The sequence below is a fragment of the Butyricicoccus intestinisimiae genome, from assembly GCF_018918345.1.
GTDB classification, from domain to species: domain Bacteria; phylum Bacillota; class Clostridia; order Oscillospirales; family Butyricicoccaceae; genus Butyricicoccus_A; species Butyricicoccus_A intestinisimiae.
Genome location: NZ_JAHLQI010000010.1, coordinates 13,968 through 31,590 on the forward strand (window position 1 = coordinate 13,968; position 17,623 = coordinate 31,590).

At 52.3% G+C, this 17,623-nt stretch carries 22 protein-coding genes; 5 read left to right on the forward strand and 17 right to left on the reverse strand.

Features of this window, described 5'->3' with window-relative positions; all coding sequences use genetic code 11:
- The first annotated feature begins 232 nt into the window (after positions 1 to 232).
- From KQI75_RS12900 to KQI75_RS12910, 3 genes are all read left to right on the forward strand, one after another.
- Positions 233 to 1,258 carry a LacI family DNA-binding transcriptional regulator gene (locus tag KQI75_RS12900; RefSeq protein ID WP_216471245.1) on the forward strand — a complete coding sequence of 342 codons (1,026 nt, stop codon included), beginning with the start codon at positions 233 to 235 and terminating at the stop codon, positions 1,256 to 1,258.
- Between the two features lie 369 nt (positions 1,259 to 1,627).
- Positions 1,628 to 2,644 (forward strand): Gfo/Idh/MocA family protein, encoded by a 1,017-nt coding sequence (locus KQI75_RS12905; protein ID WP_216471246.1) that lies wholly within the window; start codon positions 1,628 to 1,630, stop codon positions 2,642 to 2,644.
- A gap of 94 nt (positions 2,645 to 2,738) precedes the next feature.
- The gene (locus KQI75_RS12910; protein ID WP_246566413.1) at positions 2,739 to 3,629 is read left to right on the forward strand and encodes a sugar phosphate isomerase/epimerase family protein; all 891 of its coding nucleotides are present in this window, start codon (positions 2,739 to 2,741) and stop codon (positions 3,627 to 3,629) included.
- Between the two features lie 81 nt (positions 3,630 to 3,710).
- On the opposite strand, the gene KQI75_RS12915 is transcribed toward KQI75_RS12910, so the two are convergent.
- From KQI75_RS12915 to KQI75_RS12955, 9 genes are all read right to left on the reverse strand, one after another.
- Positions 3,711 to 3,926, reverse strand: a complete 216-nt coding sequence (locus tag KQI75_RS12915; protein WP_216471247.1) for a hypothetical protein — start codon at positions 3,924 to 3,926, stop codon at positions 3,711 to 3,713.
- Positions 3,927 to 4,055: 129 nt separating this feature from the next.
- The gene (locus KQI75_RS12920) at positions 4,056 to 4,307 is read right to left on the reverse strand and encodes a hypothetical protein (RefSeq protein WP_216471248.1); all 252 of its coding nucleotides are present in this window, start codon (positions 4,305 to 4,307) and stop codon (positions 4,056 to 4,058) included.
- A complete protein-coding gene (locus KQI75_RS12925; protein ID WP_216471249.1) occupies positions 4,304 to 4,753 on the reverse strand; it encodes a GatB/YqeY domain-containing protein in 450 nt (149 codons plus the stop codon). The genes KQI75_RS12920 and KQI75_RS12925 overlap by 4 nt, the downstream gene beginning before the upstream one ends.
- Positions 4,754 to 4,785: 32 nt before the next feature.
- Entirely contained in the window at positions 4,786 to 5,865 is a 1,080-nt protein-coding gene (locus KQI75_RS12930) for an acyltransferase family protein (protein WP_281416242.1), read from the reverse strand.
- Positions 5,866 to 5,913: 48 nt separating this feature from the next.
- Positions 5,914 to 6,624, reverse strand: a complete 711-nt coding sequence (locus KQI75_RS12935) for an RNA polymerase sigma factor (protein WP_216471251.1) — start codon at positions 6,622 to 6,624, stop codon at positions 5,914 to 5,916.
- Positions 6,625 to 6,749: 125 nt separating this feature from the next.
- Complete coding sequence (locus tag KQI75_RS12940; RefSeq protein WP_216471252.1) at positions 6,750 to 7,286, reverse strand: CD1247 N-terminal domain-containing protein; 537 nt, start codon at positions 7,284 to 7,286, stop codon at positions 6,750 to 6,752.
- A 52-nt stretch (positions 7,287 to 7,338) separates the two neighbouring features.
- Positions 7,339 to 7,896 (reverse strand): elongation factor P, encoded by a 558-nt coding sequence (gene efp / locus KQI75_RS12945; RefSeq protein ID WP_216471253.1) that lies wholly within the window; start codon positions 7,894 to 7,896, stop codon positions 7,339 to 7,341.
- Between the two features lie 85 nt (positions 7,897 to 7,981).
- Entirely contained in the window at positions 7,982 to 9,043 is a 1,062-nt protein-coding gene (locus KQI75_RS12950) for a M24 family metallopeptidase (RefSeq protein ID WP_216471254.1), read from the reverse strand.
- 28 nt (positions 9,044 to 9,071) lie between these two features.
- On the reverse strand, positions 9,072 to 9,938 hold the full coding sequence (locus KQI75_RS12955; RefSeq protein WP_216471255.1) for a TIM barrel protein: 867 nt from the start codon (positions 9,936 to 9,938) through the stop codon (positions 9,072 to 9,074).
- Between the two features lie 79 nt (positions 9,939 to 10,017).
- Between KQI75_RS12955 and KQI75_RS12960 the strand changes: the two genes are divergently transcribed.
- Positions 10,018 to 10,770, forward strand: coding sequence for a glycoside hydrolase family 18 protein (locus KQI75_RS12960; protein ID WP_216471256.1), 753 nt, complete (start codon positions 10,018 to 10,020; stop codon positions 10,768 to 10,770).
- On the opposite strand, the gene KQI75_RS12965 is transcribed toward KQI75_RS12960, so the two are convergent.
- Positions 10,762 to 12,081: an amidohydrolase family protein gene (locus KQI75_RS12965; RefSeq protein ID WP_216471257.1), complete on the reverse strand. Its 1,320-nt coding sequence runs from the start codon at positions 12,079 to 12,081 to the stop codon at positions 10,762 to 10,764. The genes KQI75_RS12960 and KQI75_RS12965 overlap by 9 nt on opposite strands.
- 128 nt (positions 12,082 to 12,209) lie before the next feature.
- On the opposite strand from KQI75_RS12965, the gene KQI75_RS12970 reads away from it, so the two are divergent.
- Positions 12,210 to 12,794, forward strand: a complete 585-nt coding sequence (locus KQI75_RS12970; protein ID WP_216471258.1) for a helix-turn-helix domain-containing protein — start codon at positions 12,210 to 12,212, stop codon at positions 12,792 to 12,794.
- A gap of 112 nt (positions 12,795 to 12,906) precedes the next feature.
- Here KQI75_RS12970 and KQI75_RS12975 read toward each other — a convergent pair whose 3' ends face one another.
- From KQI75_RS12975 to KQI75_RS13005, 7 genes are all read right to left on the reverse strand, one after another.
- The gene (locus KQI75_RS12975; protein WP_216471259.1) at positions 12,907 to 13,224 is read right to left on the reverse strand and encodes a hypothetical protein; all 318 of its coding nucleotides are present in this window, start codon (positions 13,222 to 13,224) and stop codon (positions 12,907 to 12,909) included.
- A gap of 98 nt (positions 13,225 to 13,322) precedes the next feature.
- Positions 13,323 to 13,526 carry a hypothetical protein gene (locus KQI75_RS12980; RefSeq protein WP_216471260.1) on the reverse strand — a complete coding sequence of 68 codons (204 nt, stop codon included), beginning with the start codon at positions 13,524 to 13,526 and terminating at the stop codon, positions 13,323 to 13,325.
- Positions 13,527 to 13,654: 128 nt separating this feature from the next.
- Positions 13,655 to 14,317 carry a redox-sensing transcriptional repressor Rex gene (locus tag KQI75_RS12985; RefSeq protein WP_216471261.1) on the reverse strand — a complete coding sequence of 221 codons (663 nt, stop codon included), beginning with the start codon at positions 14,315 to 14,317 and terminating at the stop codon, positions 13,655 to 13,657.
- A gap of 24 nt (positions 14,318 to 14,341) precedes the next feature.
- A complete protein-coding gene (locus KQI75_RS12990) occupies positions 14,342 to 15,550 on the reverse strand; it encodes an NADP-dependent isocitrate dehydrogenase (RefSeq protein WP_216471262.1) in 1,209 nt (402 codons plus the stop codon).
- 186 nt (positions 15,551 to 15,736) lie between these two features.
- Positions 15,737 to 16,789 (reverse strand): tRNA (adenosine(37)-N6)-threonylcarbamoyltransferase complex transferase subunit TsaD, encoded by a 1,053-nt coding sequence (gene tsaD / locus KQI75_RS12995; RefSeq protein ID WP_216471263.1) that lies wholly within the window; start codon positions 16,787 to 16,789, stop codon positions 15,737 to 15,739.
- A gap of 14 nt (positions 16,790 to 16,803) precedes the next feature.
- Entirely contained in the window at positions 16,804 to 17,253 is a 450-nt protein-coding gene (gene rimI / locus KQI75_RS13000; protein WP_216471264.1) for a ribosomal protein S18-alanine N-acetyltransferase, read from the reverse strand.
- Positions 17,250 to 17,621 (reverse strand): arsenate reductase/protein-tyrosine-phosphatase family protein, encoded by a 372-nt coding sequence (locus KQI75_RS13005; protein ID WP_216471265.1) that lies wholly within the window; start codon positions 17,619 to 17,621, stop codon positions 17,250 to 17,252. Before KQI75_RS13005 ends, rimI begins: the two co-directional genes overlap by 4 nt.
- Positions 17,622 to 17,623: the final 2 nt, after the last annotated feature.

Genomic DNA, 17,623 nt, shown 5'->3' on the forward strand with positions numbered 1-17,623 from the left:
CAATCCCGCCAAATACCACTGGGTATTTTCATGGCAAAATCCAGCAATTCGCAGTAACGAATAGACCTCTTGCGCGGATGCGTCAAACCGTTCTGGCGAAAAATACTTGCTTTTTTCTCCCAGTCATGCTAGATTAAAATAGTTAGAATGATTTCATTCAGAACGTTTTACCGCACACTGTGATAATGTGGTACAATCATTCTTTCGTATATTCACTGGAAGGGGTCTCAACATGGCTGTCACACTCAAACAAATCGCCGAGCTTGCCGGTGTATCTCGTGGCACGGTAGACCGTGCATTATATAACCGCGGCCGCGTCAAACCGGAGGTCGCGGAGCGCATTCGCAAAATCGCAGACGATCTTGGGTATCAGCCGAATCGCGCCGGAAAAGCGCTGGCAATGACGCACCGACCAATGAAATTGGGTGTCATCGCACAGGCAACCGAAACACCGTTTATGCACCTGCTGCGCTCCGGCATTGATGACGCCGCACGCGAAGTGTCCACCATGGGCTGTGAGGTTCTCATCCGAGAAGGTATCGGTCTGGATGTGGATGTACAGCTGCAATTGATTGACGAATTGCTCGCAGAGGACATCAGCGGCTTGGCAATCTGTCCGGCGGACGACCCGCGCATCAAAAAGAAAATCAACGCGCTGGTAGACGCAGGCATCCCCGTTGTGACGTTCAACGCTGACATTGACGACACCAAGCGCATGTGCTTTGTCGGTCAGAATAGTGAGCTTGCCGGCCGTACCTGTGCCGGACTGGTCAACGCCATCACCAACGACGGCGGCTTGGTTCTCCCCATCTCCGGTTATCACTACAATCATTCGCATGCCCTGCGTATTCACGGCTTTTGCGACGAAATCAAAAAGAGCTTTCCGAATCTGCGCACACTGCCTGCCGTATACTGTCAGGATGATGAAATCACCACGCAGGAGCTGACCGAACAGACGCTGCGCCGGCATCCGGATCTCAAGGCGATTTACATGGCTGCCGGCGGTCAGGCCGGTGTGTCCCGTGCGCTGGATCGCATGGGATATGCGGGCAAGGTACGCGTCATTTGTTTCGACCTCGTACCAAACAACATACAGAATCTGCTTGACAGTCGTATAGACTTCTTGATTGGTCAGGATGCGCACACGCAGGGTTTTCAACCGGTTATGCTACTTTTTGACCGTGTATTCTCCGGAAAATCGCCGGAAACCCGCTATTTTTATACCGATATCTCCATTAAAAACAAATACAATGTGTAATTTGACGATACTCTGCCCGCTGTTTTTCCTCGAAAAAGCAGCGCGGCAGAGTTTTTTCGTCAAATTTTATAAAAAATCCCAGCCGTTTTTCGTCACTTTGACGTGTATGCGTTCACGTGAACGCAATATTAAAATTATTTTTACAAGAGAAAAAAGTTGCATTTTTCCTTGAATTATCCATATTTTACGCTTTTCCCTCTGTAAAATTGGCGATTTTTCAGCGCTTGTCTGGTGCTTCTGTACAAATATTTTGAATTTTGGGCATTTTGTTCTATTGATTTGCACAAGAAAATTCGGTATACTGTAGTCACAACAACAGAGAACACCGGCGCGACGCCGGTTCGTATTTCGATTTTGGAGGTTTTTGACATGGATGAACTGAAAATCGCTCTGGTCGGCTGTGGCATGATTGGCAAGCAGCATATCGACCGTATCCAGAACAGAATCAAGGGCGCTACTGTAGTAGCAGTATGCGACGTATTTGAGGCAGGCGCTAAGGCAGCAGCAGAGATTGCTGGCCCGGGCACCAAGGTTTACACTGATTCCGCTGAGGCTATTAACGATCCTGACGTTAATGCAGTTGTAGTTACCACTCCGGGTCAGTTCCACAAGATCCCGATCCTGCAGGCTATCGCAGCAGGCAAGCCGGTATTCACCGAGAAGCCGCTGACCAACACCGCTGCAGAGTGCAAGGAAATCGTCGACGCTGAGATGGCTTCCGGCAAGCATCTGGTACAGGTTGGCTTCATGCGTCGTTACGACCGCGGCTACAACCAGGTAAAGGAACTCATCGACGACGGCAAGTTCGGCGCTCCGATGATTCTGAAGTGCACCCATCGCGCTGACGGCGTTGCTGAGGACTACACCACCGCAATGGCTGTTACCGATACCGCAATTCACGAGATCGACGTTCTGCCGTGGCTCATCAACGACGAGTGGGATGAAGTACAGTGCATCATGCCGAAGACTTCTTCCAAGGCTCATGCAGGTCTGAAGGATCCGCAGGTCATGATCATGAAGACCAAGACCGGCATCGTGACCATGCTGGAAGTAAACGTAAACTGCGGCTTCGGCTACGACATCAACTGTGAAGTTGTTTGCGAGAACGGCGTTATCAACCTGCCGTGCCCGTCCTTCCCGACCGTACGTTTTGCTAACAACGTATCCACGAAGATCGAGGACAACTGGATCCTGCGCTTCATGGATTCCTACGACGTAGAGATTCAGGACTGGGTTGACCATGCACTGAAGGGTGAGACCGGCGGTTCCTCTGCTTGGGACGGCTACGTAGCTTCCATCACTGCTGACGCTCTGGTTGCTTCCCAGACTTCCGGCAAGGCTGAGAAGGTTGTTACCGGCGGCACTCCGGACTTCTACAAGAAGTAATTTTACTTAGACACAATTTTCGAACGAAATACAAGAGAGCAGATGCCACAGCATCTGCTCTCCGACAACAACAAGGAAAAGGAGACTACACATCATGCTTAAGATGGGTTTTAACGAGGGTTGTACTTGGGATGGCAACCGCGGTTGTGCAGATCAGTCCCTGATGGCTGACCTGAAGGCTTGTGCAAAGTATGGCTTCAAGGGCATCGACATCCGTTTTGACTGCCTGGACAAGTATCTGGCAGAAGGCGGCACGCTGGAAGAACTGAACGCATTCATGAAGGCAAACGACATCGTTCCGCTGTCCTACAACGCACTGTGCTTCTTCAACATGAAGCAGACTGCTGAGGAGAAGCAGGCAGTGATGGACGAGCTGGACGACATCATCAAGAAGTGCGCTGCACTGGACTGCCACATGGTAGTTGTTGTTCCGTCCTGCGACCTGAACGAGAAGGGCATCGAAGCTACCCGTCAGGAAATCCGTGACGACGCTGTTGCTGTTCTGAAGGAAATGGTTAAGAAGTGCGAGCCGACCGGCCTGAAGCTGTCCCTCGAGTTCTGCGGCGCTCCGTCCATGTCCATCAACACCTTCGATGACGCTTACGAGATTGTAAAGCTGGTTGACTCCCCGCTGATGGGCGTTACCCTCGACCAGTACCACTTCAATGGCATGCGTTCTGACTGGTCCAAGCTGGAAAAGGCTGACGGCGACAAGATCTTCGTATGGCATCTGAACGACACCGAGGATGTACCGGCTGGCGCTGGCTACAACACCGATGCAAAGCGTCTGTGGCCGTCTGACCCGCGCGGCTGCCTGGATCACAAGCGTTTCGCTGACACGCTGAAGGAAATCGGTTACGACTTCGAGAACGGCTTCATCACCATGGAAGTATTCCGTCCGGATTACTACGAGATGACCACCGACGAGAACATCAAGACCGCTGCTGCAGAGACTGCAAAGCATATCCAGAGATACTGCAAATAAACACATCCGGTCAAAAGACCTTATGACTGAGCAATCAGTCGCCCCGCAGAGCGTATGCTCTGCGGGGCTTTTTTTATGTCCTCATATGCCCAATGCAACGTAGTCATCTATCAGCTCATGAAAATGTACCAGCGATGCCTGAAAGTCGTTCATACGCGCCACCAGCGCCTGTGCAGACCATCCGTTTGTTGTCAGCAGATCCGCCCGTGCGGCAGGCACTCCGTCTTGCAGCGCCAGCACCCCATACCATGTGCGCTGTCGGTCATCTTTTTGCTCTGTGCGGATATATGTAAGCATGTTCCACTCTCCTTTGCTCGTTGCTGCTTTTCAGTGTAGCATGCGCCACGCAAAAAGGCAGTCGAAGCACTTCCCCGCACACAAAAAAGCAGCGCAGGTATCGTACCTGCGCTGCTCTCATTTGTTCTCTCAGTCCTCAATGACTTCATCCGCAAAGCCTGCAATCTGCCGCACCAGATTCTTGTGATCGGGAATGGTATCCTGCAGCAGCTCAGCGTCATCCATGAGATTGACCCAAACGGCATATCTGCCGTCATGATGCACCGTGACCTCCAGTTCCGGCCACCGCGCCGCCATCTGCGGCGTGTAGCGGTCATCTTCCGCAAACAAAACCTTTGCCGCCTGCTTAATATGCTCTCCGATAAAAATCAGGCGCTTCATCCCTGCAGCATCTCCCCAACAATCTTGTTGACCAGCTTGCCGTCTGCCTTGCCCTTTACCTGCGGCATCAGGTGCTTCATAACCGGTCCCTTATCGCGCATGGTCGGTGCAGTAATTTCCAGCTGATCCAGAACACTCTGTACCAGCTTGCGGATTTCCTCCTCGCTCATTTCTGCCGGAGCAAATTCCTTATAGACATCCAGCTGATACTGGCATTCCTTGCGAATGTCATCGCGGTCAGCCGGAGCAGCTTCCATCGTCTCGCGGGTCTGCTTGATTTCCTTCTGGATGATGGCGTTCTCCTCTTCTTCGGTCAGATCTTCACGCTTGTCCTTTGCCTTTGCCTTGAGGGCGGACAGCAGCAGCGACAGCGCCGCCTTGCGTTCTGCATCCTTTGCCTTCATTGCAGCCATCATCTGCTGCTGAACTTCTTTTGTCTTAGACATAATACTTTCCTCCTATATCATTTTTGCGGGATTTATTTTTCGCCAATCAGAACACCCAATCCGCACCGGCGCAGCAGCCGCGTCAAATAATCCGATGCCAGATATGCCGCGGCAGCAATGCCAATACACAATACCCACGGCTGTATATCCCGCTGTCCCAGCCAGACATACAGCACATAAATAATCATTGGATGAAACAGATAGATGCCAAATCCATTCTTGATTTGCTTTTTGACCCATGCACACTGCATGATGTGCTTGGGCATATAATATGTTGCGCCGATGGCAAAACAGCCGCCGAACAGCGCTTTTATCATGCGCATGTGCCAAGCCGTCTGCTCGCTGAGCACAACCAATGCCGCCAGACAAATCACCATGACTGCCGGATGCTTGAGATACTTCATCACGGTGTCATACTGCGTGTGAAAACAATATCCGAAATAGAAAAATATCAGGTAAAATGCACAGCTGCTCAGCGAGAAGAAATATGGCGCTCTGCCGGATTCATGGGAAACGGCAAACAGCAGCACAATGGTCAGGACGCACACAATCGGATGCCGCAAAATCTTTCTGCCGGCATGCGAGCCGTGCGGCATCACGTTTTCCACCACAGCTTTGACTGCGCCGCACACGACAAACACCTCAAACAGGGCAATGATATACCAAAGATGCCTGTTATTGTGCGCCAGAACAATGCCGTCCCAGCAGTACCGCAGATAAGATTGATCGGTAAAGCCCAAGAGACACATGACCGGTGCTACATAGCAAATACCAAAAAACACATACGGAATCAGCAGACGAACCGCTTTGTTTTTCAAGAACCGTGCGGTGTCCTGATATTTTTGATAATCATGAATGCACAGCGCATATACCATACCGGAAACCGACATATACAGCGGCATATGAAACGAATAGATGATGTTGGTCAAATGATTGAGTCCGTCGCTGGCATTGTATGGAATGACCACGCCGGTTCCCGTATACATTCTGGATGCATGCGCCAAAACGACCAAAAAAGTCGCCACAAATTTTATTGCATCGTAATGGTTTGATTTGTCAGCAGTATCCCAATGTTGTGTCTTGATTTCCAGCCACTCCTTCTTTCCGCTCAAAAAGCAACGGAACGCAGGGAGACCCTTCGTTCCGTTCCGAAAATCCTGTTATCCAAATCGGTGGGAACGGAATAACTTATGAAAAAATCCGCTTTTTTCTTCCGATTTGTCCTCTATGTCCGCATGATCGGCTGTGATCAGCTGTTCCGCAGCTTCCGGCTGTGTATAGGCTTCGCCGGTCTGCACACAGCACAGCATCTCTTGCAGCTGCGCCTTGTCAGCCTCCGTCTGTTCTGTGCGCATCTGTGCGAGCAGCGCAATCAGCCCATTCATATTGCAGCTGACAGCCGGATACGCTTGCTTCATCTGTTCCGAGAGCTGCTGACGAGCCCGCCGCAGCGCTCGTTTGATTTCAATCTCCTGCTGAGAGAGAATCTCCGACGCCTGCGGCGCAGAGCATCCCTCTCCGCACAAAACGAGCAGCGCAAGCCGTTCCAATCGGGGGAGCTTGCCCATCAACGAATATGCCGCCTGCGCAGCATCTGACAGCGATGGGATTTCCGTCCCCTCTCTCTCCTCCTGCCGCAACAAAACCGCATATGCCCGTGTGCCAATCCATACGCGCAGATCGCTAGGGGAGCGCAAAGAGTCCAACGATGCCATTGCATCCCTGTAAATCTGTACGACAGCTTCACCCGGCTTGGAACATCCCAACATTGCCGCAGCCAGCCAAACATGCGGCACCGTATGCCAAAACAGACAGATAAAGCCGTCCTGCTCTCCTGCCTTTGCGCGGACAATCGCCTCAGCCAGTGTCATCGCAGCCCCTCCTTCCTATCTGTCTTTATCATACACTTTTTTACCGTGATTTTCCATTGTTATTCGGCAAAAAATCGCATGGCCACGCGGGCAGCCATGCGATCCTTGCAAATTTTCAATCAGCGTCAGTCGTCGTCTTCCTCATCCTCCGGAATATCATCTTCCGGAATGTTTTCTTCCTCGAAGGAAATCTCTGTCAGATCGCCTTCCGGTATATCGGCATCTTCAAAATCATCTGCCGGAACCGCATCGGGATCTGCCGGTTCGTCCTCATCGAGAGAAGACATGTCAAACTCCAACTCTTCACCGCATGCCGGACACGAAATATTGCCCTGCTCCAACGTTGCCTCGTCGATGTAAATTTCTTCGCCGCAACTCGGACACACAACCTCAAACAGCTCATTGTCCGGATCATAGATTGCATCGTCCTCGTCGACGTCCTCTTCATCATACGAATCATCGTCATCGTAAATGTCCTCAATCATTGCATCGAGAACACCCTGTAATGCATCGTTTTCTTCCTCCAGATCGGTGATGGACAGTGCCATATCCTCGAGAAGTGTAATCATCTCCTTGAACAGACGGCCTTCCTTTTTATCCACGTTGATCTCCAAACCTTCAAATAAGCCGCGAATATACGCAACACGTTCGGTTACAGTCATGGTTCCATTCCTCCTTTTCGGATCAATGCTGTACAGTCAGCTGATTATGTTTTTACTTTGCGCGTGCCAGATACTCGCCGGTACGGGTGTCAATCTTGATCTTCTCGCCCTGATCGATGAACAGCGGAACCTTAACCTCAGCACCGGTCTCTACGATAGCCGGCTTCAGGGTGTTGGTTGCGGTGTTGCCCTTGAAGCCCGGATCGGTCTCGGTGATCTCCAGTTCTACGAACATCGGCGGCTCAACAGCAAATACCTTGCCCTTGTAGGACAGGATCTTGCACATCATTTCTTCCTTTACGAAACGGAAGTCATCGCCCAGAGTCTCCTTGGAAACCGGCTCCTGCTCATAGGTCTCGGTATCCATGAAGTAGTACAGATCGCCGTCGTTGTACAGATACTGCATGTCTCTGCGCTCTACGAAAGCTTCCTCTACCTTATCGGTCGGGTTGAAAGAACGCTCGGTAACAGCACCGGTAATGACGTTCTTCATCTTGGTACGAACGAAAGCGGCACCCTTGCCCGGCTTTACATGCTGGAACTCAATGACCTGCAATACATTGCCGTCCAGCTCGAAGGTAACACCGTTACGAAATTCGCCTGCCTGCATAAAACAATTCCTCCATATAAAACAAGTTATAAATTTTCAGTAAATCTCTTATTATTCTACCCTATTATATCGACTTTTGCAAGCCTTACTTACAAATTGTCAGCTGTTTCGGCGCATTTGTCAAATCTCGGCATCCATCCGGCGTAATGCACAGCATATCTTCAATACGAACGCCAAATCTTTCCGGAATATAGATGCCCGGTTCTGCCGAAATAATGTTGCCCGCGCGCAAAAGTTTCTCATAGCGCGGTGCTGCCAGCGGCAGCTCATGAATATCAATGCCGATGCCATGGCCGAAGCTGTGTCCGAAGCACGCGCCATAGCCCTCTGCTGCGATGATGTCACGGCCCGCCTTATCGACAAACGCGCCGGTAACGCCGGGTCTTGCCGCCGCAATGCCAGCTTCCTGCGCACGGAGCACAATGTGATAGACTTTGTCCATCTCCTCCGTCACATGACCGACAGCGACGGTGCGCGTCATGTCCGAGCAGTACCCTTCATACGTACAGCCGAAATCCATCGTGACAAAATCGCCGTCCTCGATGATTTTTTCCGACGGAACGCCGTGCGGCATTGAAGATTTTTTGCCGGAGACCACAATCGGATCAAACGACATCTTTTCTCCGCCGTAGTCCAGCATGCGAAATTCCAGCAGCGACGCAATATGTTTTTCCGTCACGCCGGCGTGAATGTCATTGAGTGTCTCTGCCAGTGCGCGCTCTGCGATGCGCTGTGCCTTGACGCAGCACGCGACTTCTTCTTCCGTCTTGATTTCGCGCAGGTCGCTGATGAGCGAGCCCATCGGCTGCATCTTTGCCATCAGCGCCGGTTCCCACTGTGCATGATCCGCACAGGTCATAAATCCTTCTTCAAATGCAATCGTCTTGACGCCATCGCGCTGGCACACCGCATTGACCATCGCCGCATAAGACCGGCGCACCATATCCACCTGAATGCCCGCGCGGACGCGTTTTTTTGCCGCTTCAATATAGCGGAAATCCGTAAACAGATACCCACTCTTCTCTGTCACCACGCAAACGCCTGCCGAGGACGGAAACCCCGTCACATAGCGTCGGTTTTGCGGACTGGTAATCAAAATTGCGTCAAAATCAGCCTGGCGCAGGGCTTCCTGAATTTGCTTCAGCATAAAAAATTGCCTCGATTCTGCTTCTGATTCAACCTGTTTGCTTCATATAGTTTTGATAGATATGCATCATGGTCACGGCATCTTCCGCCTGCGTGCCGGCAGACTCACAGATAAATCTGGGTGTATAGCCGCGCGCCGCCGTCTCCGCAGCGATCGGTTCAAATGGCGGACCATAGATTTCATCAGAAAATGTCAAATGGCGGACTTCTCCGCCCTTGCTGTATTCAATTTTAGAAAAATGGCTGTGAAAGATTTTCGCCCGTTCGATGCCGATGGTCTGTTCCATCAAATCAAACAGAGCGGCAACTTCTTCTCGTGTCGCCATCTCGCCGTGTGTGCGCGCATTGAGATGCCCGAAGTCAATGCACGGCAGCAGCCGATCATCCAGCGCAACCAGCTCCATGATTTCCTGTGCGGTGCCAATCACGTTGATTTTTCCCATCGTCTCCAGACAAATCGTGATGTCGGTATAGCCCGCATCTTCTTTTGCCGCCAAAATTTCGCGGACATTGACGCGGCTGTTTGCCATCGCGGCATCCCGCGTGCGCTTTTTGCCCACGCCGCCGGTATGAACGACAATGCGGTCTGCGCCCATGTAGCGCGCCGCACGGCAGCTTTCCAACACATAGCCAATATTCTTCTGTTTCTTTTCCGCCTCATCGGTGGACAAATTGATAAAATACGGCGCATGCAGCGACAGCTGAATACCATGCTTTTGTGCCTCTTGTCCGATGAGACCTGCAGTTTCTGACCCAATGCGAACGCCGCGTCCACACTGATACTCATACGCAGTCAGACCTTTTGCAGCGATCCATGCAGGCGCATCTTTCGTCGCCTGAAAGCCCGCCTGTGTAAAGGACACTGCATTGCCCGCCGGGCCAAATATTGTTTTCATGTAATCACCTCATATAGTGTACTGGATTTCCGTCTAAATTGCAACCAAAGACACGCAAAAAACAAAGGGAGGACATCGCATGACATCAAACATTCATTGGATGATTGCAGCCGCCGGAGCGGACGCCCAGCAGACCAGACAAGCCGGCTTTTCCTGTGTCCATTTTTGCTCCCGCCTGTCCGAAGAAGGGACGTTTTCTCTGACCGCTTTGCCCGCCGGTTCCCGCGGCGATTATCTCGGCATCGCGGACAGCCGCGGCATTCCCAAGCACTGCGCCGCATTCGCGCGAGAGGCAGTCTGTGCCGCGCAAAACCGGCACTGCACGGGAATTTTGGCGGATTTTGAGCGGCCGCTGCTGCAAGAGCTGACGGCTTGTTTGAATCGCGAGACGCAGCAGCAAAACCTCACGCTGTTCGTTCCGCTCCCGCTGGCAGACTACGCGCCGCATGCGCAAGTCATCGCGGACACCGTCATTTCCGGCGGCAGTTTGGAGGAGTATTTTTCCAATTTGCTCTCGCGCTTTGGAGAGCATCGGCTCGCCGCACAGCTCACCTGCACCTGTATGGATTTCCCGCTCCCCTGCGCGTCTCCCAGTGGAACAGTGCTGACCGCCAAGCAATTTCAAGCACTGCGGACGGCTACCGGTTCTGCGGTCTTTTTCTCGCGCGAATTATGCGCCAAATACTTTACCTATACCAAAGACGATCAGGCGCATTTCGTTTTATTTGATGACGCGGATACCCTGCAAGCCAAAGCGCAGCTATTAACGCGCCTTGGTGTCCAATATCTGCTCGCCGTCTATCCCGACGCCAAAGCGATGGGATTATTTTGAATGCGTGCGGTCAAACAGCAGCGTGCCGGATACAAATTTTGCACAGATGCCATACGCATCCAACGCACTGTACGCCGCGCGCTCCAAGCGCTGGGGAATGGTCAGCGCAAACGGATGCCGCAAGCTGCTGTCATCCAGCACAACAGCGCTGAAATCATACCCGCGCTCCAGACTGCCTACGCTGCCAAAGAACGCACCGCCGCCCTTGGTCGCCAGATAAAACGCTTCACAGAACGTCAGCGGCACGGCACCGTTATCAACCAGCCGCCAATACAGTTTGGAAACCTGCACAGCATCGCAGACCGCCCGCAATATTGATTCCGTGTGACCGCCCGCGATATCGCTGCCCAAGCCCACATGCATATGATTTTCCAAATAGCGGCGAATCGGCGCGATACCCGACGACAAATTGGTGTTGGATGCAGGGCAGTGCGCGACAAACACGCCGTTGTCCCGCAGCAGCTTGATTTCCTCCTCCGTCGAGTGCACACAGTGTGCCATAATCGCCGGATAGGTGTGTTCTTTCGGATGCTGTCTGCCAAACAGACCATAGGCATCATAGGCATCGCCGTAAAACCTTGCATCCGGACAAAGTTCATGTACAAACGCAATTTCTCCCGTATTTTCCGACAGATGCGACTGCACCGGCAGCTTGTACTCCTGCTGGATGATTTGCAGCTTTGCGAGCAGTTCCGGCGTGCACGATGGAATAAAGCGCGGTGTCAGTATCGGTTTCGTGCGCTGATACTTTCCTGCGATTTCGTACAGCCAACGCAGGGTCTCCTGTGCGGATGCCTCTGCACTGCTTTCCCGCAGGTTATCCGGTGCCTCTCGATCCATATTGACCTTGCCGACAAAGCTGATCATTCCCGTCTGCTCCATGCGATCCATCAGCAATTCCGTCGCCGCGCGGTGCTGCGTGGCGAACAGACACGCATGAGATGTCGCGCTGTGCTTGATATTATCCGCAAAAATCGTATATGCTTTATCGGCATAGGAAAGGTCTGCATATTTTGCTTCTTCCGGAAATGTTTGCTGACCAAGCCAATCCATCAATTCCAAATCCATACCCATGCCGCGGAATGCATACTGCGGTGCATGCATGTGCAGATCCACCAACCCCGGAATAATCAGCTTTCCGGTAAAATCGTATACCGGAAAATGCGCATACTGCTCGGGCAGCTGCGCAAAAACGCCCTGAGAAATGCCGGTTTCGCACACGGCGTAGGCGTTTTTCATTGTTGTCCACTGGTCTTTCATCTTGCAAAAACAAATGTCGCCTTTGATTGCAAAGCTCTGTTTCGTATTCATGAAAATCCCGCTCCTTTTCAATCCGCATAGCAATATATCATACTTTGTCCAGCTTTTCAAGAACTCTGCGGAGCGTAGATTGGATTTTGTCTCCACTTGCGGTATGATAAGCGCAGGAGGTTTATATCATGAATCAAAAGAAAATCGGCGAACTCATTCGCGCCGCCCGCCGTGAGCACGGCTTCACACAGCAGGAGCTTGCGGACAAAATGAACATCAGTGACAAAACCGTTTCCAAGTGGGAATGCGGGTTAGGCTGTCCGGATTTATCCCTGCTGCCGCAGCTTTCAGAAATCCTCAAGTTGGATTTGTCCGCCCTGTTGGACGGACAGCTGCCCACGCGCCGCGTTTTGGCAGGCAACATGAAAAAGCTGCTGTTCTATATCTGCCCCACATGCGGCAATCTCATCACCGCTTCCGGAGAAGCACAGGTGAGCTGCTGCGGCAAAAAGCTGCTCCCGCTCACGCCGCAAAAGGCATCCGACGACCAAACAGTGACACTGGAAAAACTGGAAAACGAATGGCATGTGATTTCCGACCATCCCATGACCAAAGATCATTCGATTGCTTTCGTCACGCTGCTCACCGGAGATACCGTCGTGACGCGAAAACTATATCCGGAGTGGAACATGGAAACCCGCCTGCCGTACTTTCGCCACGGTATTCTCGTCTGGTACTGCAATCAGCACGGGTTGTTCTATCAAAATTTCTAAATTCCACGCAAAAATCCGCAGAGCGCTCAAAAAGCTCTGCGGATTTTTTTGATCTTATTTTACTGGGCATAAAAAATGCGGTACGAAAAACCGTACCGCATTTTCATTCCTGTTACCAAACCTGATTGCCCTTGTCATCAACAAACTTATGCTTGCATACACGGCACTCCAGCACCGGTCCGAGCAGCGGCAGCGTCTTGTGGCAGTTCGGGCAGCGCCACTTGAAGAAGTTGATGAGATAGAACCAGATAACCAGCACGATTGCCGCATAGCCGGAATACAGGCACGGCTTGCTGTCCATGCCAAACACTTGCCCCAGCACAATGCAGACAACTGCCAATGCAATGGCTGCATACAGGCAATAAAAGCCGATGCGGCGCCACTTATGATACTTTTTGTCCTCTGAAAATTTTATCTTATTTTTAGCCATGGATGAAAACACACTTTCCTTTGTTTTTTATCATTTTAACACAGAAAATGGCGCGATGCAATGTTCTGAGCAACAGTTCACAGGAAAGTCACGCTTTGTCAGCAGCAATCACCGCAGCCGCCGCAGGAATTGTTGCAGCCGCCGCAGGAACCGCAGCCACCACAGCCGCCACAGCCGCAGGAACCGCAATTGCCGCAGGAGCCACAGTTCCAGCCGCCGCAGCCGGATCCGCCGCAGCAAATAAGCAGGATCAAGATGAGAATCCACCAGCAGTCAAAGCCATTGTTGCAGTTGTTGCACATAACAGATTCCTCCTGTTTCAATTTTTTCATTCCCATACTATCGCAGGGACAACCAGAAGGTGATACATTTTTTTACGTGAAAAAACCTCCCGCAGGTTTTCACCCGCGGGAGGTTTGTATGGTATGTTTTACTCAATCTCGTTGATTTCGTCAAACGGATCGGTGTCTTTCATGCGGTAGCAAAGCGTCATGAGCGAATCGGAAAAATGAACATCCTGTACCGGAACGCCCAGCACATCCTCTTTCATCGAGACATTAGAGAAATTCCAGATGCCGCGAATGCCGTTCTTAACCAGACGCTGTGCCATGTCCATCGCTTTATCCGCCGGCACGCACAGAACCGCAATATCCGGCCGTTCGCGCTCGCAGTATTCTTCCAGCTCCTGCAGGGCATGTACGTGAATGCCGCGGAAGTCGCTGCCCACAACCGTTTGGGCGGTGTCAAATGCCGCAATCGGACGAACGCCGCAGTAGGAGAAATCGAAGTTGCGCAGCAGTGCCCGTCCCAGATTACCGACGCCGAGCAAAATCGCCCGCTGGCTTCCGGCAACACCGAGAATGCGCTCCAACTCCACGATTAACTTATCTACACTATAACCATATCCCTGCTGACCAAAGCCGCCAAAGCAGCTCAAATCCTGTCTGATCTGTGAGGCAGTCAGGTCCATCTGCAGGGCAAGTTCCTTAGACGAAATGCGTCCAATGCCCTGATCGGCAAGCTCCCGAAGCGTGCGGTAATACCGCGGCAGGCGGTTCACGACTGCTTTGGATACGTTTTTTGTGTTAGCCACTGATTACTCCTCCTGATATTCCTCTTACAGAGAAGCTTCCAGCGTCTCGCGGACAGCCTTGATGAAGCCTTCCGTATTCAGAGTTGTGACATGCTCCAACTTGGTGATAAGTGCAAGGTCCTTAGTCATCTTACCAGATTCTACGGTGTCAATGCAAGCTTTTTCCAGTTTGTCAGCAAATGCGGACAGTTCCGGCAGCTGATCCAGCTCGCCGCGCTTGCGCAGAGCACCTGTCCATGCAAAAATGGTTGCGATGGAGTTCGTAGAGGTCTCCTCGCCCTTCAGGTGCTTGTAGTAATGGCGCTGTACGGTGCCGTGTGCTGCCTCGTACTCGTAGACGCCCTTCGGGGAAACGAGCACCGATGTCATCATAGACAAAGAGCCGTACGCCGTTGCCAGCATATCACTCATGACATCGCCGTCATAGTTCTTGCACGCCCAGATATAGCCGCCGTTGGAGCGAATGACGCGGGCTACAGCATCATCAATCAGCGTGTAGAAATACTCCAGACCCATCTTCTCGAAGATTTCCTTGTACTCGTTGTCGTAAATCTCCTGGAAAATGTCCTTAAATGTGTGGTCATACTTTTTGGAAATGGTGTCCTTGGTTGCAAACCAAAGATCCTGCTTGGTGTCAACAGCAAAGCCAAAGCAGCTTCTCGCAAAGCTCTCAATAGACGGAACCAGATTGTGCTGACCCTGTACAATGCCTGCGGACTGGAAATCATGCACGGTCTCGCGCGTCTCCGTGCCGTCCTCCGCGGTGTACACCAGCTCTACCTTGCCCGGGCCCGGAACCTTCATCTCGACGCCCTTGTATACGTCACCGTATGCGTGACGCGCAATGGTAATCGGCTTGACCCAGTTCTTGACGTACGGCTCAACACCCTTGACGAGGATCGGCGCACGGAATACGGTGCCGTCCAGAATGGCACGAATGGTGCCGTTCGGGCTCTTCCACATTTCCTTGAGGTTGTACTCGGTCATACGTGCTGCATTCGGTGTGATGGTTGCACACTTGACGGCAACGCCGTACTTCTTGGTTGCCTCTGCCGAGTCAACGGTCACCTGATCATCGGTTTCGTTTCGATGCTTGAGTCCCAGATCATAATATTCGGACTTCAGATCTACAAAAGGGCAAATCAGCTCGTCTTTAATCATCTGCCAGATGACGCGGGTCATCTCGTCGCCGTCCATCTCGACGAGCGGTGTGGTCATTTTAATCTTTTCCATGACGGATCGTCTCCTCCTGCTTATGTACCGTGCGCGGCGGCTGTTTCCGCTCGCCCGCAGCTGCTTTGAATTTTCACTCGCGCAATCCTGCACGATTTTTTATCTCATCCAAACAGGGTACTCTGAAATTCTTCAGAGAGAATTTTGGAAGTTCTCTTTCATTTTACACCTTTTCGCCAAACTTTTCTACCTTTTTGCCCGTCTTTTTGCAATTCCGTTCTTTTGACAGATTTTCTCCGAGATTTCCGCTGTAGCAAAGGCATTTTGCCAAATTGTGCCGGTATTTCCTGCAAGAAATTCATAATATGCCTGTGCGCCAATCATCGCGGCATTGTCGCCGCACAGACTGAGCGGCGGCATATAAATCGGCACGCCAAATCCCTCTGCCATTTTTTCAAGGTCTGCACGCAGCTGAGAATTCGCCGCCACACCGCCGGCTGCGACCAAACGGCGCACGCCGGTCTGCTCTGCAGCGAGCTTGAGGCGCGGCACCAGCGTATCGCTGACCGCCCGCTGGAACGATGCCGCGAGGTCATGGCGATCCAGCGGTTCTCCCTTCTGCTCTGCATTGTGCGCCAGATTGATGACGGCTGTTTTGAGACCGGAAAACGAAAAGTCCAGCGGCGCACCATCCACATGCGAATGTGGCAGCTTATACGCCTTTGGATTGCCGCCCTGCGCCAGTTTGTCAATCTTCGGGCCGCCCGGATAACCGACACCCAGCACGCGGGCGACTTTGTCAAACGCTTCGCCTGCGGCATCGTCGCGCGTTCCGCCGAGAATTTCCATATCCGTATAGTCTTTGACCAGCACAATCATGGACGAGCCGCCGGACGCAGACAGACACAGAAACGGCGGCTCCAGCTGCGGAAACGCCAACAGATTTGCCGCGATATGACCGCGAATATGATGCACCGGAATAAACGGTTTTTGCAGCGCCCACGCCAGCGACTTGGCATAATTGGAGCCGACCAGCAGCGCACCAATCAGCCCCGGCGCACATGTCGCCGCGATGGCGTCTATTTCCTCCATCGTGAGACCGGCTTCACGCACAGCGGCCTGTGCTACGCCGGAAATCGCTTCTACGTGACCGCGGCTTGCAATCTCCGGCACGACGCCGCCATACAGCGCGTGTTCTTCCGCCTGCGAGTTGATAATATTGGAACAAATCTTTCGTCCGTCTTCAATGACCGCCGCTGCGGTCTCGTCACAGGACGATTCGATTGCTAAAATCTTCATAATCGTTCTTTCCTTTATTCAGCCTGTAAAAATACTGTCATCAGCAGCGCATCCTCTGTCGGATGGCTGTAAAACTTTTTGCGAACACCGACGGACTGAAACCCGCACTCCGTATACAGGGCGATTGCCGCCGCATTGGACGCGCGAACCTCCAGTGTGACAAACGCGAGATCTTCGGAGCGCTCCAGCAGCGTCCGGACAAGCTGTCTGCCGATGCCCTGTCTGCGAAATACCGGCGACACCGCCACATTGGCAATATAGCCTTCGTCCAGCACGGTATGGCAGCCAATATACCCCGCCACGGTGCCGTCCGCCGTCACCGCCGTGAGAAACCGCGCACAGCTGTTATCCAGCTCCTCGCGCAGCCCGTCCTCCGTCCACGGATCGGCAAAGCACGCCTGCTCTATTTGCGCAACGGCTTGGACATGAGATTGTTCAAACCGTGTGATTTGTATATCTGTCATGGCATTTCCTCCACAATGCGGCGAATGCGCTGTTCGCACCGCGCATAACCGTCGCGCCCGCTTCCTGCCGGATCAGAAATCTCCGGCAACGCATGAATTTTTTTGCTCGCCTCCGGATGTTCTTCCGTCAGGTGCCGCGCAATCGCTGCGGTGACACACCAAATTTCATCCGCTTTTGCCAGCATAGACGCAGACAGCTGCCGTGCCAAATGGGTGCGCAGCTGCTTCGGCCGTATGGCGTCCCCGAGCTGTGCACCTTCCTCTGCATAAACACCGGCGCTGTACGCCCGCCTGCCATGCTTCTGTGTGTACAGCGCTGCCGCCATGGGCGCGCGAAATACATCGTTGTAATCTACAAACAGAATCATAC